Genomic DNA, 14,142 nt, shown 5'->3' on the forward strand with positions numbered 1-14,142 from the left:
TTAATTTTTGATGACATTATGAACTTTTCATGACGGCGGCGGACGCACTCTTTATACTGGCGCCCGCCATTTCCAGGCTCCCCGAAAACAGGCTAAAGGCTATATGGTAACCTCCAACCCTTTTTCCGCGATGTTTGGCCGCTCGCCATTCCAGCCGTTGCTGGCCCACATCGTCAAGGCCAATGAATGTGCCGACCAACTGCTGCCGTTCTTCGAGGCAACGCTGGCCGGTGATTGGGACACGGCAGCGGAACTGCGCGAGAACGTCACGCGCTTAGAGCACGATGCCGACACCCTGAAGACAGAGCTGCGGCTGAACCTGCCGAACACCATGTTCCTACCCGTCTCGCGCTCCGACCTGCTCGATTTGATCAGCGTGCAGGACAAGATCGCCAACAAAGTGCGCGACATTACCGGCATCATGCTGGGCCGCAAAATGCGCGTGCCCAACGAACTGGCCGAGCCGATGCGCGACTACATGCGTACCAGTGTGGCCTGCGTGGCCCAAGCGCGCCAAGCGCTGGAAGAGTTGAAAGACCTGCTGGAATCCGGCTTTGGTCGCAACGTTTCCGATGTCATGCAGAACATGATCCGCGAACTGCACACCCTCGAACACCAGGCCGACAGCCAGCAGGTGGCGATTCGTCGTCAACTTTTCGAGCTGGAGAGCCAGCTACCGCCGGTGGATGTGATCTTCCTTTACAAGATCATCGAGTGGGTCGGTGAAGTTTCTGACCGCGCAGAACGCGTGGGCAGCCGCCTGCAGATTTTGACCGCACGCTAAGGGAACCTCATGCAGATTATTGCCCAGCACGGTGACATTTTTATCATTCTGGCCTGTTTGTTCGGCTTCTTCATGGCGTGGGGCGTGGGTGCCAACGATGTCGCCAACGCCATGGGAACCTCGGTGGGGTCGAAAGCGATCACCATCAAACAGGCGATCCTGATTGCCGTCATTTTTGAATTCTTGGGTGCTTGGCTGGCGGGTGGCGAAGTCACCAACACCATCCGTAAAGGCATCATCGACCCCGAACTGCTTCAAGAAGACCCGCAGCTACTGGTATACGGTATGTTGGCTGCGCTGCTGGCCGCCGGTACCTGGCTGCTGGTCGCTTCCATGAAAGGCTGGCCCGTATCCACCACGCACTCCATCGTCGGGGCGATCGTGGGCTTCGCGGTGGCGGGCTTGGGCGCGTCTACCGTGGATTGGAGCGCGGTGACTAAGATTGCCGCAAGCTGGGTCGTGTCCCCGCTGCTTGCCGGTACCATCGGTTTCGTGCTGTTCAAATCGGTCCACCACCTGATTTTCGAGAACGACAACCCGTTCACCGCCGCCAAACGCTATGTGCCGGGGTATGTGTTCCTGGTCGGTTTCATCGTCGCCATGGTGACGTTGACCAAGGGCCTCTCCCACGTGGGGCTCGACCTCACCTTCAACCAGAGCCTGTTGCTCTCGATCCTGCTGGGTCTGGTGATCATGGGCATCGGGATGCTGATGCAGCGCCGCATCAAGTTCGAAAAGAGCGCCAACGACCATTTTGGTTACGCCAACGTGGAGCGCGTGTTCGGCGTGCTGATGATCTTCACCGCCTGCGCCATGGCGTTTGCGCACGGGTCTAACGACGTGGCCAACGCGGTGGGCCCGCTGGCGGCAGTGATCAGCGTGGTGCAAACCGGCGGCGAAATCGAAGCGTCGGCGCTGGTGCCCTGGTGGGTCCTGGTACTGGGCGGCGGCGGTATCGTCGTGGGCTTGGTGACTTACGGTCATAAAGTCATCGCGACGGTTGGCACCGGCATCACCGAACTCACGCCGAGCCGTGGTTTCGCGGCCACGTTGGCGGCGGCAACCACGGTGGTGCTGGCCTCGGGCACCGGCCTGCCGATCTCGACCACGCACACCCTAGTAGGCGCGGTGCTGGGCGTAGGGCTGGCGCGGGGGATGGCGGCGCTGAACCTGCGCGTGATTGGCACCATCGCCATGTCCTGGCTCATCACGCTGCCCGCCGGGGCTGGCTTGGCCATTCTGTTCTTCTTCATGTTCAAAGGCATGTTTGGTTAATCACCGGATGTCATCGTGCCCGGTTGGCCAAGGCTAACGGGCACCTCCCCAGCGGCACCTTCTCGCAAACGGTCTTTGCATAAGATCTTTGCAACGGAAGGTGCCGCTGTTTTTGGTGCTCTGTTAAAGTAAATAGCGACATCTTCATTCACCTGCTGCCGGAGAGCGGCCCTTGGACACTCGTTTCCCCTTTGTAGATTGGTTTCGTAACGCTTCCCCGTACATCAATGCCCACCGGGGACGAACCTTTGTCATCCTGATCGAAGGCGAAGCCATGGCCTCTGGCCGAGGGGAGCAGCTCATTCAGGACTTGGCGCTGCTACACACCTTGGGGGTCCGCTTGGTCGTGGTGTTCGGCATTCGCCCACAGGTGCATGAAGCGCTGACGGCCGCCGGTGTCGAACCCACCCGAGTGGATGGCCGCTGGGTCGCGGATCGCGCCGTGATGGCCCACGTCGAGCAGGTCGCGGCGCACCAGCGGCTATGGCTGGAAGCGCGGCTTTCTCTTGGCTTGCCCAGCACGCCGCTGCACGGCGTTGAGCTCAGCGTGATTTCCGGCAACCTGGTCACCGCCAAGCCGCTGGGCGTGCGCGAAGGGGTGGATTTTGACCACAGCGGCGAAGTGCGCCGGGTGCGCGCCAGCGCCATCGAGGGGCTGCTGGAAAAAGGCTCGCTCGTGCTGCTACCGCCGCTGGGGTTTTCCAGCACGGGTGAAGTGTTCGATTTAGATGCCTCGGAGGTCGCCCAACACGCCGCCGTGGCTCTAAAGGCCGATAAGCTGATTTTGCTGGGCGAATCAGAAGGGCTGGAGGACGAGCAGGGTGCGCTACTGCGCCAGCTGTCTCCCTTTGAAGCCGAGCCACGCCTGCAGCATGCCGTGCCGGGCAGCGAATTGGCGCGGCATTTAAGTGCTGCCTGCACCGCCGCCCGCGAAGGCGTCGCACGTACTCACTTGCTCTCGTGGCGTAATCACGACGCGCTGCTGGGCGAGCTGTTCACCCGTGACGGCGTGGGCACCATGATTACCCAGCACCGCTACGAGCAGCTGCGCCCCGCCACTCTGAACGACGTAGCGGGCCTGCTGGAGCTGCTGGAGCCGTTAGAGCGGCGCGGCATGCTGGTGGCGCGCTCCCGCGAACGACTCGAACACGAGATCGACGATTACATGGTGATCGAACGGGACGGCATGGTGATCGGCTGCGCGGCGCTCCACGTCTTCCCCGACACCACCGTGGGCGAGCTGGCCTGTGTCGCCGTTCATGGCAACTACCGGGGCGGCGAACGCGGCGAACGGCTGGTAGAGGCCCAGGAACGCCGGGCACGTCAGCGTGGGCTGTCCGACATGTTCGTGCTCACCACCCACACGGCCCACTGGTTCGTCGAGCGCGGCTTCCGCCCGGCAAGCCTAGAAGACCTGCCGCCGTTGAAGCGCGAAGCTTACAACCATGCTCGTAAATCCAAGGTGCTGGTGAAAAATTTGGCGGGATGAAAGTGAGTGGAAAAAGGTGAGTGGTGAGTGGCCGGGGCGGCTACGCCGCCCCGGAACGCTGCTCAAGTATTGAGAATCACACCGCCGTTCAAGTGCATGGTTTGGCCGCTCATGTAAGACGACTCCTCGCTGGCCAAGTAGACGTAGGCCGGGCCGATTTCGCTGGGTTGGCCGGGGCGTTTCATCGGCACTTGGTTACCAAATTCCGCTACTTTATCGTCCTCGAAGCTGGCCGGAATCAGCGGCGTCCAGATGGGGCCGGGGGCCACGGCGTTGACGCGAATGCCTCGGTCCATCAGCGACATCGCCAGCGAACGCACCAAGCCCTGAATAGCGCCTTTGGTGGCGGTATAATCGATCAGCGTGTCGTTGCCCTTGAACGCGTTGATGGACGAAGTGGCAATGATCGTATCGCCTTCGCTCAAATGGGGCAGCGCGGCTTTGGTCAGGTAAAAGTGGCTGAAGATGTTGGTCTGAAAGGTGCGCTGCAACTGCTCGTCGGGGATCTCGATAATATCGTCCCAGTCGTACTGCTCGGCGGCGTTATTGATCACGATGTTGATCTTGCCAAACTCCTGCCGGGTACGGTTGACGATCTCCCGGCAGAAGCTGGGCGCGGCCACATCGCCTTTCAGCACCAGACAGCGGCGTCCTTCCGCTTCCACTAGCCGTTTGGTTTCCTCGGCATCCTGGGTCTCTTTGAGATGCACGATCACGCTATCCGCGCCTTCACGGGCATAGTGGACGGCCACGGCGCGGCCAATGCCGCTGTCGCCGCCGGTAATGATCGCCACTTTATCCAGCAGTTTGTCAGTGCCGCGATAGCTCTCGCGAATGTACTCCGGCTCCGGGCGCATGACGTGCTCATCGCCGGGCTGCTTGTTCTGGTGCTGTGGGGGCTGCTGCTGTTCGCTCATGTGCGGTCACTCCTTTGCGTGCACGAATCGCTTCGATCTGCCGGCAGGGCCACCCCTCTCCAGGGCGGCTGGCTGCCAGCGGGGAGCTTTCAACGTAGACCAAAGGCGAAGGGAAGGGCAAATGACACAGCGCCAGCGGCGGCTGGCATAGTCAGAATTAATAAAGGCTATTTAAACAGCTCATCTACGGCGCTAAAGTATGGGTTTTGTTTCTAAAGGTATGATTTTTATTATTTTTTGAGCGTTTCTTGGCGCTGTGCTGACGATGAGTGGATTGCCGCGCTGCATGGCAATCAACCTGCCAGCAGCTATATAGTGAGGGAGGCCTGTCCCTACCCATGTGTAGACAGCCGCTTTCTCGACCACCAAGGAGTAGGAGGAACTATGTCTCCGGATAAAGACGACCAGAAGAAAGACCAGCGCGACGACCATCACGACGATGCGAACCCCATGCCCGACACACACCACGTCAATCCGGATAGCGATGACGAGTCGGAGAAAAAGTAAGCCCATACCCGCTACCGAACAGGCGCTGTCAACAGCGCCTTTTTTATGGGCACCGTCAGCGATATGGCTGGCGACTGCCACCTTCTTAACCTTTGTTGCGGCCCAGCATGCGCTGGGTTAATTCGACTGTGTGGACATGGAAAGGGGCCCCAGGCTCGCTATAGTTCTGGTGAGGTTTCACTGACACGGAGAACGTCACCATGAACGATCAAGGACCCCATCACGACGCCACGGACCATCACACCGGTCATCACCCTGACCACGAAACACTGAAGCAAAAAGGTCAGCAGAGTGTCGATGACATCAAAGAGGCCGCCCGCGAACAGGCCGAAAGTACGTTCGAGCGCCAGCGAGACACCGCCGCCCAGCACACCCATACCTTAGGCACGGTGCTCAAGAACGCGGCGGATGAGTTTGACCGCCAGCAGCAACCCTTCTGCTCGGAACAGGCCCGAAAACTGGCGGACCACACCGAGCGCTTTTCGCAACGCATGCGGGATAAAGACCTGCACAGCCTCTGCCGCGCTGCCGAGGATTACGGCCGCCGCGAGCCTGCCATGTTCATTGGTGGCGCCATTGCCGCGGGCTTTTTGGTCACGCGCTTTCTGCGCAGCTCCCCCGATAAAGCCCCTGCGCCCGCCGCGTCCTCCGAAACGTCGGTTCCCGACCAAACGCTTTAACCAGGTGTTCACCACGCGCTTACATCACACGTCATGCAGGAAGCGGGAGACCAAGAATGGAATCAGAGAGCCAAAAAAGCAGCTCGGTAGGCACGCTGCTATCCACGTTACTTAACGAAGTGACCGCCCTGGTGCGCGGCGAGGCGGCACTCGCCAAAGCCGAAATGTCGGAAAAAACCCATCAAGCGATGGCAGGCGTGGGAGCCGTTGCCACGGCAGGCGCGGTGCTGTTGGGCGGGTTTCTCACGCTGCTGGCCGCGCTGGTCATGCTATTGAACGGCGTGCTGCCACCGGAAACGCGCCCGTGGCTGGCAGCCGTGGTCGTCGGGGTCGTGGTCACGCTGGTGGGCGTAGTCATGCTCAAAGCGGGGCTGAAAAAAGTGCGTGCCCAGGGGCTGATGCCGAACCGCACCATGAATAGCCTGCGCAGCGACAAAACGCTGGCCAAGCAGCATCAGCAGCACGTCAAGGAGGAGGTGAAATGAGCGAGCGCGATACTTCACACAGCCAGGCACAGCGTGAACCGGACGAGATCGAACAAGAGATTCACCAATCCCGCGAGCGGCTGGATGCCACGCTGCACCAAATCGAAGAGCGCTTTTCGCCCGAACAGTGGCTGCACACCACCTATGACTACCTGCGCCACGGCGGTGCCAACGAGTTCTTTGCCAATTTGGGCACGACGGTGAAGCAAAACCCCGTGCCCACGCTGCTCACTGGCGCAGGGTTGGGCTGGCTGATGCTGCGCCAATCGAATGGCCCTGATCGGCATCGCCACGCCCACGGCCATGCCACCGATGTACACCCAACGCCAACAACGCCGGATGAGGTGGTAACCCCGCCCCGCGCCAGCGCCGGGCAGCACGACCCGCGCAGCGACGCGACTGGCACGGGCATCAAAGAACGCGTTCGGCATGTGGGCCACAGTGCTCACGGGGCGGCACAACAAGTCGGCGAAAAAGCGCACCAATGGGGAGGTCGTATGCACGATTCCATGTCTCACGCCCAGCAGGGCACACAACACCGCGTCGATCACATGAAAGAGCGCGCCCACCACGCCAGCGACCGCTCTTCGGACTTCATTCAAGATCACCCGTTGGTGGTCGGCGCACTAGGGTTTGCACTGGGGGCGGCGCTTGCCAGCATGAGCGCTATGACGCGCAAAGAGAACGACACCCTGGGCGAGTACCGCAACCAAGCCATGGATCAAGCGACCAAAATGGGCGAGGCGCAAGTGGATAGAGCGCAGCACGCGATTCACGACAAAGCGGAATCGGTTAAACAGCACGCCCATGAACAGCGCGAACAGGGTCATAAAGAGGATGATAACCCCACCCAGCATCACGAGCCGGGGTTAGCGGGCTCCAGCACGCCGTCGGGCAACACCCAGGGCGCAGGGACTAATGGCGCCACCCCCGGCAGCGTCCACCCCACGACCCCAGGGGCGACTACCACCACGTCAACCTCGGAAACACGCAAACCGCCGCTGCCATAGCGGTTACTCCCGCTCATTCACCGTTTCTCTCATCAACCAAGCCACGGCGCTACTTCTTGTAGCGCCGTTTTACTTCAACGTTGAGGCGACCTTCGCCCAGGCGCAGTTTGAGCAGTTGGCCGGGCTGGGTGTCTTCGGCGCGGCGGATGACTTGGCCTTGGGCATCTTGAGCGATGGCGTAGCCGCGGCCGAGTACGGCCAGCGGGCTGACGGCGTTCAGCTCGCGGGCGGCGCTGTGCAGGCGTGCTTGCCGCGTTTCTAACATGCGCTGCATGGCGCTGGCCAAGCGGCGCTGTAGGCTGCTGATACGCTCGCTTTCGGCGCGGTGCAGCCGTGCCATATCTTGGCTGGCCAGGCGTCGGGTGAGCTGGGCCACGTGGGCTTTTTGCTGGGCGAGCGATTGCTGCATGGCGCGGGTAAGGCGCTGCTGCAGCGTAGTGAGGTGCTGGCGCTGGCGGGCGAGCTGTTCGCCGGGATGGCGAAGGCGGGCGCGTAGGGTATCTAGCCGCTGGCTATCGCGTTCTAACCGCGCCTGCATGCTTCGGTGCAAACGCTGCTCCGCTTGAGCGAGCTGGCGCTTGAGGGCGTGTTGGTCGGGCACTAGGCGCTCGGCGGCGGCGGACGGAGTCGGGGCGCGCATATCGGCGGCAAAGTCCGCCAGGGTGACATCCACCTCGTGGCCCACCGCTGACATCACCGGCAGCCGGGAGTGAAAAATCGCCCGCGCCAAGTGTTCGTTATTAAACGCCCAGAGATCTTCCAGGCTGCCGCCGCCACGGGTGATCAGCACCACATCTTGTTCGGGGTCTAGCCGCGCCTGCCGGTTGAGCAGGCCCAGCGCCGAGATCATCGCCGGGGCGGCGTCTGCGCCCTGAACCGGTACGGGAATCAGCGTTACGTCTGCCAGCGGCCAGCGGGCGGCCAATACGGCCAGCACATCGCGAATGGCCGCCCCAGTGGCGGAGCTTAAAATCAAAATCTTGCGCGGTGGAAAGGGCAGGGGGCGCGTATTGGCGAACACGCCTTCGCCTTCCAGCTGCGCTTTCAAACGCTCAAAAGCCGCCAGCAGCTCGCCAAGGCCAGCGGCTTGCACCGCTTCGGCAATGAGCTGGTAATCGCCCCGCGGCTCGAACAGCGAGACCCGCCCGCGTAGCTTCACTTGGTCGCCATCGCGCATGGGGGCGGCCACAAAGCGCGCTCGCTGACGGAACAGCGCGCAGCGAATCTGCGCCCGGTCGTCTTTTAAAGTGAAATAGATATGCCCCGAGGCCGGGCGGGAGACGTTAGAAAGCTCGCCCTCTACCCACACTTCCCCCACGTCGCGCTCCAGGGTTTGCTTGGCGCGCTGGTTGAGTTGGCTCACGGAGAGCGCTTTGGGAGTGGGTGATGTGCTTGTCGGTTCCATCGTTGGCCTTGGTGATCATTTCGTGGATGACACGATACCTCAAACGAGGTGCGTGAGCCTTGCCAGCGGCGCTTATTCCCGCAGCGCCTCCAGCGTCATTAGCAATTGGTATAAGCCCAACCGCGTCTCTGCATTGCTGGGGCGGCCCTCAAAACGTTATAATAGGCGATTAACTTTTCACGCCCCATCTTCCCACTTCTCAATGGGTGTTGCCGCTATGCTACGTATGGCCCAAGAAGCGCTTACGTTCGATGACGTACTCCTCGTTCCCGGCTTCTCCGACGTTCTGCCAAAGGATGTCAGCCTCAAAACCCGCCTGACCCGCAATCTCTTCCTGAATATTCCCCTGCTTTCCGCTGCAATGGACACTGTCACCGAAGCGCGTCTAGCGATTGCGATGGCTCAGGAAGGCGGCATCGGCATCATCCATAAGAACATGACCATGGCGCAACAGGCCGCTGAAGTGCGCAAGGTAAAGAAGCACGAAAGCGTCATCGTCAAAGACCCGGTCACCGTGAGCCCCAAAGCCAAGCTGGAAGACCTGCTGGCCATGGCCCGCGAATACGGCTTCTCCGGCTTCCCGGTGGTGGAAGGCGAAACCCTGGTCGGCATCGTCACCGAGCGTGACATGCGCTTCCAACCGAACCACGGCGACAGCGTGGCCGATATCATGACCCCCCGCGAGCGTCTGGTCACCGTACCGGAAGGCACTGAACTCGAAGTCAGCAAAGCCAAGATGCGCGAGCACCGCATCGAGAAAATGCTGATTGTCGATGACGCCTTCCACCTGCGTGGCCTAGTCACTTTCCAAGACATCGAAAAAGCCCGCACCTACCCGATGGCTGCTAAAGACAGCGACGGCCGCCTGCTAGTAGGCGCAGCGGTAGGCACCGGCCCGGAAACCCCGGACCGCGTCGCGGCACTGGCCGAAGCAGGCGTTGACGTGATTATCGTCGACACCGCCCACGGCCACTCCCAGGGCGTGATTGATCGCGTTCGCTGGATCAAAGAGCACTTCCCGCAGATTCAAGTGATTGGCGGCAATATCGCCACCGCCGCTGCTGCCAAAGCGCTGGCGGAAGCAGGCGCAGATGCGGTGAAAGTCGGCATTGGCCCCGGCTCCATCTGCACCACCCGCATCGTAGCAGGCGTTGGCGTACCGCAAATCACCGCCGTTTCCAACGTGGCCGAAGCGCTGAAAGAGTTCGACATTCCGCTGATTGCCGATGGTGGCGTACGCTTCTCTGGCGACCTAGCCAAAGCCATTGCCGCTGGCGCCAGCGCCGTAATGGTAGGTGGCCTGCTGGCCGGTACCGAAGAAGCGCCGGGTGAAGTGGAGCTTTACCAAGGCCGTACCTACAAAGCCTACCGCGGCATGGGTTCCATGGGCGCGATGTCCCAGAACCAAGGCAGCGCCGACCGCTACTTCCAAGACAAAGATGCCGGTGCCGAAAAACTGGTACCGGAAGGCATCGAAGGTCGCGTGCCCTATAAAGGCATGATGGGCGCCATCGTCCACCAGCTGATGGGCGGCCTGCGCGCCTCCATGGGTTACACCGGCTGCCGCGATATTCAAGAAATGCGCACCAAGCCGGAATTCGTACAAATCACCGGCGCTGGCTTTAACGAGTCCCACGTTCACGACGTGCAGATCACCAAAGAAGCCCCCAACTACCGGGTGAGCTAACCAGCGCATTAAGTTACACGGCGGCGGGCATTGCCCCGCCGCTTGCTTTTTAGCCAATGCGGCCCGTTCCGCGTTATAGAGGCTCCGCCATGAGTGACATTCACGCCCATAAGATCCTGATTCTCGACTTCGGCTCCCAGTACACCCAGCTGATCGCCCGCCGGGTTCGCGAAATCGGCGTATTCTCTGAAATCCGCGCCTTCGATATCACCGAAGAAGAGATTCGCGAATACAACCCCAACGGCATCATCCTGGCCGGTGGCCCGGAATCCGTCACCGAGCTGGATTCCCCCCGCGCCCCGCAGTGCGTGTTCGAAATGGGCCTGCCGGTATTTGGTATCTGCTACGGCATGCAAACCATGGCCGAGCAGCTGGGCGGCAAGGTAGAAGGCTCTAACCAGCGTGAGTTTGGCTACGCCCAGATTCAAATCGACGCCGAGACCGCGCTGTTCAAAGACATCAAAGATCACGTAGACGCCGCAACCGGCAACGCGCTGCTGGATGTATGGATGAGCCACGGCGATAAAGTCGCTAAAGCCCCCGACACCTTCACCGTGACCGCCTCTACCCCGAGCTGCCCGATTGCGGCCATGGCCTGGGAAGAGAAGCAGTTCTACGGCGTACAGTTCCACCCGGAAGTGACCCACACCCTGCAAGGCCAGCGGATTCTTGAGCACTTCGTGCTGGATATCTGTAAAGCCGAAAAGCTGTGGACGCCCGCGCAAATCATCGAAGACCAAGTACAGCGCGTACGCGAGCAAGTCGGCGACCGCCACGTACTGCTGGGTCTTTCTGGCGGTGTCGACTCTTCCGTTGTGGCCGCGCTACTGCACAAAGCGATTGGCGACCAGCTCACTTGCGTGTTCGTCGATAACGGCCTGCTGCGTAAGAACGAAGGCGACCAAGTGATGGAAACCTTCGCCAAGCACATGGGCGTAAAGGTGATTCGCGTCGACGCCGAAGAGCTGTTCCTGGAGAAGCTGAAAGGCGAAAAAGACCCGGAAGCCAAGCGTAAGATCATCGGCAACACCTTCATCGACGTGTTCGACGAAGAAGCCAGCAAAATTGAAGGCGTGGAGTTCTTGGCCCAGGGCACCATCTACCCGGACGTGATCGAATCCGCTGCCTCGAAAACCGGCAAAGCGCACGTGATCAAATCCCACCACAACGTGGGTGGCCTGCCGGAAACCATGAAGCTCAAGCTGGTCGAGCCGCTGCGCGAACTGTTCAAAGACGAAGTGCGCAAACTCGGCCTAGAGCTCGGCCTGCCTTACGATATGGTTTACCGCCACCCGTTCCCTGGCCCCGGCCTGGGCGTGCGGATTCTCGGCGAAGTGAAGAAAGAGTACGCCGACATCCTGCGCGATGCGGATGCCATCTACATCGAAGAACTGCGCGCCGCCGGTTGGTACGAAAAAACCAGCCAAGCCTTCGCCGTGTTCCTGCCGGTGAAATCGGTAGGCGTAGTAGGCGACGGCCGCCGCTACGAATGGGTCATCGCGCTCCGCGCCGTCGAAACCATCGACTTCATGACCGCCCGCTGGGCGCACCTGCCCTACGAACTGCTGGAGAAGGTTTCCAACCGCATTATCAATGAGTTGGAAGGCGTTTCGCGGGTGACCTATGATGTGAGCAGTAAGCCGCCTGCGACGATTGAGTGGGAGTGAGATAAAGTTTTTTTAAAGAGCCCCTATGAGGGCTCTTTTTATCTATGCACTGTTTTCTTTTGATTCACCTTATTGTGTAGTTATCATGAGCCAAAATAAAAATATTATTACTGTTTCTAATAATGCTAGAGAAGTTATATCTGTAATTTCTGGTTTGATCTCAGAGGAAAGCATATATCTATTAAATGCTGAGCTTAATCGCCATGTTTGTCTGCTTTTAAGTTTATCTGAAGAGCATTGTGTGCTAGCAGAAAATATACCTTGAACGAGATGGAGGCACAAGGTTTCACGGGCATACTACGCCGCATATAATGCACGACGCGCTATCGAGTTATATGTGAGTGGTATTTATAAAACGGATTCTTCTGATCATAAGAATTTACATAAAATACCTGACGATTTTCCCAATAGAGAAACAAGAATTGCAAGATTAAGAGATCTTAGGGAAGACAGGAACTCTGCTGACTACGACCATTTGGCAAATGAGGGTAGCCTAATATTGATGGTGCCAGACTCCGTAAGTTTCGCACGTGAATTCTTGAATGATGCAAATGGTTACTTGAGTGCTAAAGGATTGGAGAATGTACTATGAATGTTAAAAACAACCAGTATGAAGAAGATAAGGACTTTGCCATTAAAGTTTTTGAGAAAGAGTCTGGGTTGAGTGAAGTAACCTGTCAGATTTTAGAGAAGCATGGGCATCCCTACATGATAATTTTCTTATCATGTCCCACTGAGAGATATTTTAAGTATTTGAACTTAGCTGTTGATAAGCTCCCAATAGATAACGTTTTCAAAGATAGGGTTACTCTTAAAAAACGTAGCGGAGTCTCTGATCGGCTTGATCTGCCAGAAGTTAAACGTTTGAGGAAGCTGATTTCTGAAAGTTTAACAGCTACGAAAAATAGCGTTTTGAGTGGTGATTTTGGTGAGCGTTATATAGATACTGTAGATCGTGCAGAACAGCAGGTGGTTGCAAAGGGCAATCATGCAGTTTTTGGTCGGCGGAGCTGGCAAATCAAGCCTAATGCTTTACAGCGTCAATGCTCTTGAAGCAGATAAATTGATTTACTCTTGGCTGCCGATGCAAACATTCTCTTCTATGAGTGGTTTGCAGTTAAAGGCCTCTGTCATGGCTGGTATGCTTACCGAGATGTCTAATTGTGAAGCTTACCAAGAAGAGATTGAAAGCTTAATAAGCGAAATCGACGAAATTTCTTTCTCCCAGGGAAATGAAAAGACTCTGGTTAAATTTAATGGACTGGTTAGAAAAGTAAGGGCGTTATGAGCTCAAATATCCCGAAATCAAGATGGGCTATTTCTGTTTTTAGATGATTTCCACGTTATCGATGTGAACGCTCAGCCTGAGATTTTATCTACTCTTTATTCAGTTGCTCGCGATAATGGTGTTTATATCAAGTTCTCAGCAGTTGAGGGTTTTTTAAATCTATTTGACTCGAAAAGAGGAGTTGGTCTGGAGGTGCCGCATGATGTTCAAGTTATAAATCTAGATAGAAATTTGACGATGCCTCATAAATCTTTTGACCATATAAAAAAGATTTTGGACTCTTATAGCTATTATTGCGGCATTCCAAATGTTGCATATATATGTGGTACTGGTGTTTTAGAAAGGCTCGTATGGGTAGCAGCAGGGGTTCCTAGGGATGCTTTGAATTTGTTTTCTGATGCAATATCAAAGTCTATAATAAAAGGACAAAAAAGAGTTTCAGTCACAAGCGTAAACTTAGCTGCTTCAGAAATGGCTAGCTCTAAAATAAAGGATATTGAAAAAGACGTGTCTGGTGGTCTTGGTGAGTTACGCTCTGAACTAGAGGCTATAAAAATGTTCTGTGTTGGTGAAAAGCGTAAAAATGCTTTTTTAGTAGAGCTTAGGCCTGAGCTTGAAAGATTTAAAATCATTGAAAATTTAGTTAGTTTAAGATTCCTGCATGTTATTAATGAAGGAGTGACTCCTTTTGAAGCTGGTCGCAGATATAAAGCTTTAATGCTCGATTACGGTTTTTATGTGGGAATTAGAGCTGCAAGAAGCGTGGATCTTTTTCAAACAATACCTGACGCACTAACTGTAAGGGATCTCAGGAATTTACCGATTTATGAGATATAAAATATTGATTCTGAGTTTTTTGCACGTGCTGCTAAGTCGGCCTAAATATCGTGTGACTATTTTCTTGAAAGCTGATTTTTAATATATGATTAAGTCATGTAGCCCCAAGCG

15 protein-coding genes are annotated in these 14,142 nt (G+C 57.1%); 13 read left to right on the plus strand and 2 right to left on the minus strand.

Annotation, left to right across the window (positions count from 1 at the left end):
• The first annotated feature begins 103 nt into the window (after positions 1 to 103).
• From AB6K10_RS07085 to argA, 3 genes are all read left to right on the plus strand, one after another.
• On the plus strand, positions 104 to 784 hold the full coding sequence (locus AB6K10_RS07085; protein ID WP_159341268.1) for a TIGR00153 family protein: 681 nt from the start codon (positions 104 to 106) through the stop codon (positions 782 to 784).
• Between the two features lie 9 nt (positions 785 to 793).
• Complete coding sequence (locus AB6K10_RS07090; protein ID WP_159341269.1) at positions 794 to 2,059, plus strand: inorganic phosphate transporter; 1,266 nt, start codon at positions 794 to 796, stop codon at positions 2,057 to 2,059.
• Between the two features lie 172 nt (positions 2,060 to 2,231).
• Positions 2,232 to 3,548: an amino-acid N-acetyltransferase gene (gene argA, locus AB6K10_RS07095; RefSeq protein ID WP_159341270.1), complete on the plus strand. Its 1,317-nt coding sequence runs from the start codon at positions 2,232 to 2,234 to the stop codon at positions 3,546 to 3,548.
• Between the two features lie 62 nt (positions 3,549 to 3,610).
• On the opposite strand, the gene AB6K10_RS07100 is transcribed toward argA, so the two are convergent.
• Positions 3,611 to 4,465, minus strand: a complete 855-nt coding sequence (locus tag AB6K10_RS07100; RefSeq protein WP_339118287.1) for an SDR family oxidoreductase — start codon at positions 4,463 to 4,465, stop codon at positions 3,611 to 3,613.
• A 384-nt stretch (positions 4,466 to 4,849) separates the two neighbouring features.
• Between AB6K10_RS07100 and AB6K10_RS07105 the strand changes: the two genes are divergently transcribed.
• The 4 genes from AB6K10_RS07105 (at position 4,850) to AB6K10_RS07120 (ending at position 7,147) form a co-directional block, all read left to right on the plus strand.
• Positions 4,850 to 4,972 carry a hypothetical protein gene (locus AB6K10_RS07105; RefSeq protein WP_285262795.1) on the plus strand — a complete coding sequence of 41 codons (123 nt, stop codon included), beginning with the start codon at positions 4,850 to 4,852 and terminating at the stop codon, positions 4,970 to 4,972.
• A 200-nt stretch (positions 4,973 to 5,172) separates the two neighbouring features.
• Entirely contained in the window at positions 5,173 to 5,652 is a 480-nt protein-coding gene (locus AB6K10_RS07110; protein ID WP_339118288.1) for a hypothetical protein, read from the plus strand.
• Between the two features lie 56 nt (positions 5,653 to 5,708).
• Positions 5,709 to 6,137 carry a phage holin family protein gene (locus AB6K10_RS07115; protein ID WP_253016681.1) on the plus strand — a complete coding sequence of 143 codons (429 nt, stop codon included), beginning with the start codon at positions 5,709 to 5,711 and terminating at the stop codon, positions 6,135 to 6,137.
• Positions 6,134 to 7,147 carry a DUF3618 domain-containing protein gene (locus tag AB6K10_RS07120; protein WP_339118289.1) on the plus strand — a complete coding sequence of 338 codons (1,014 nt, stop codon included), beginning with the start codon at positions 6,134 to 6,136 and terminating at the stop codon, positions 7,145 to 7,147. Before AB6K10_RS07115 ends, AB6K10_RS07120 begins: the two co-directional genes overlap by 4 nt.
• A gap of 49 nt (positions 7,148 to 7,196) precedes the next feature.
• Here the strand turns inward: AB6K10_RS07120 and xseA are convergent, their stop codons facing one another.
• Positions 7,197 to 8,552, minus strand: a complete 1,356-nt coding sequence (gene xseA, locus AB6K10_RS07125; protein WP_339118290.1) for an exodeoxyribonuclease VII large subunit — start codon at positions 8,550 to 8,552, stop codon at positions 7,197 to 7,199.
• A 217-nt stretch (positions 8,553 to 8,769) separates the two neighbouring features.
• Here xseA and guaB point away from each other — a divergent pair, with 217 nt between their 5' ends.
• The 6 genes from guaB to AB6K10_RS07155 all read left to right on the plus strand — a co-directional run bounded on the left by guaB (position 8,770) and on the right by AB6K10_RS07155 (position 14,031).
• Entirely contained in the window at positions 8,770 to 10,239 is a 1,470-nt protein-coding gene (gene guaB / locus AB6K10_RS07130) for an IMP dehydrogenase (protein WP_159341276.1), read from the plus strand.
• A gap of 89 nt (positions 10,240 to 10,328) precedes the next feature.
• Positions 10,329 to 11,906 carry a glutamine-hydrolyzing GMP synthase gene (gene guaA / locus AB6K10_RS07135; protein ID WP_159341277.1) on the plus strand — a complete coding sequence of 526 codons (1,578 nt, stop codon included), beginning with the start codon at positions 10,329 to 10,331 and terminating at the stop codon, positions 11,904 to 11,906.
• 25 nt (positions 11,907 to 11,931) lie between these two features.
• Positions 11,932 to 12,171: a hypothetical protein gene (locus AB6K10_RS07140; protein WP_339118291.1), complete on the plus strand. Its 240-nt coding sequence runs from the start codon at positions 11,932 to 11,934 to the stop codon at positions 12,169 to 12,171.
• Positions 12,172 to 12,494: 323 nt separating this feature from the next.
• Positions 12,495 to 12,959 carry a hypothetical protein gene (locus AB6K10_RS07145; RefSeq protein WP_339118292.1) on the plus strand — a complete coding sequence of 155 codons (465 nt, stop codon included), beginning with the start codon at positions 12,495 to 12,497 and terminating at the stop codon, positions 12,957 to 12,959.
• Positions 12,895 to 13,194 carry a hypothetical protein gene (locus tag AB6K10_RS07150; RefSeq protein WP_339118293.1) on the plus strand — a complete coding sequence of 100 codons (300 nt, stop codon included), beginning with the start codon at positions 12,895 to 12,897 and terminating at the stop codon, positions 13,192 to 13,194. Before AB6K10_RS07145 ends, AB6K10_RS07150 begins: the two co-directional genes overlap by 65 nt.
• 63 nt (positions 13,195 to 13,257) lie before the next feature.
• Positions 13,258 to 14,031: a hypothetical protein gene (locus tag AB6K10_RS07155; protein WP_339118294.1), complete on the plus strand. Its 774-nt coding sequence runs from the start codon at positions 13,258 to 13,260 to the stop codon at positions 14,029 to 14,031.
• Positions 14,032 to 14,142 lie beyond the last annotated feature (111 nt).

Origin of the sequence: Halomonas sp. BMC6 (assembly GCF_964204995.1) — a bacterium.
GTDB lineage: Bacteria > Pseudomonadota > Gammaproteobacteria > Pseudomonadales > Halomonadaceae > Vreelandella.